Source organism: Cryomorphaceae bacterium 1068, from assembly GCA_027214385.1.
GTDB lineage: Bacteria > Bacteroidota > Bacteroidia > Flavobacteriales_D > Cryomorphaceae > JAKVAV01.
The window spans coordinates 1-704 of record JAPVXR010000044.1; the positions used below are offsets into that span (position 1 = coordinate 1).

At 47.0% G+C, this 704-nt stretch carries 1 protein-coding gene; it reads left to right on the forward strand.

What is annotated here, in order from left to right; translation table 11 throughout:
• On the forward strand, positions 1-704 hold a 704-nt coding region (locus tag O3Q51_18390), incomplete at both ends, for a hypothetical protein (protein ID MCZ4410792.1).

Sequence of the window (704 nt, forward strand, 5' to 3'; positions counted from 1 at the left end):
GGCTACTCGCAATGCGACCCGGGAGAAACTGCCTATGAAATTACGTTAGCTCCCGGAGGGAGTTTTATTGGAGAAAGAAGTTGGGAGATCGTCCCTGCTGACGGGGGAGACCCGGTCATTTCAGTGGATTGCGGCGATTACGTCGACGGGACGTTTGACTTTTGTCTAACTCCCGGTGTTGAGTATACATTCAATGCCTACGATGACTACGGTGACGGTTGGAACTTTTTTCCTGAAACTGACATTGTATGGTCCATAGCCTATGACAATGGAGCCGTGGTAATTGAAGGCACCAATCCAACGGGATGTACTTCAGGTGATTTCACCACCAACTGTATCGGGCAGTGCTTGGAATACACCGAGAACTTTTTTGCTACAGACCCACCTAGTTGTACTGCACCTGAATTTTCAATTGTTACCGAAAGAAGTTGTGAAGACTTCAATTTTGATGCAGTAGTTACTATTGACGTTGCTTCTCCCGGAGGCGCACCGTTATTGGTGGTAACTGCAGAGGTGGACGGTGTCTCTTTCGGAGGGGGATCAATACCTAACTTAGTTGGTCAAACAGTTGAAATTGATGACCTTCCACTCGATGCTGATGTAGTTATCGAAGTGAATGTGTTGGGCTTGACTTGTCCGCTTTCAGAGATAGTGTCGATATCTTCTATCGGATGCCCTGTTCCACTTACTTGTGGTGAAGGATT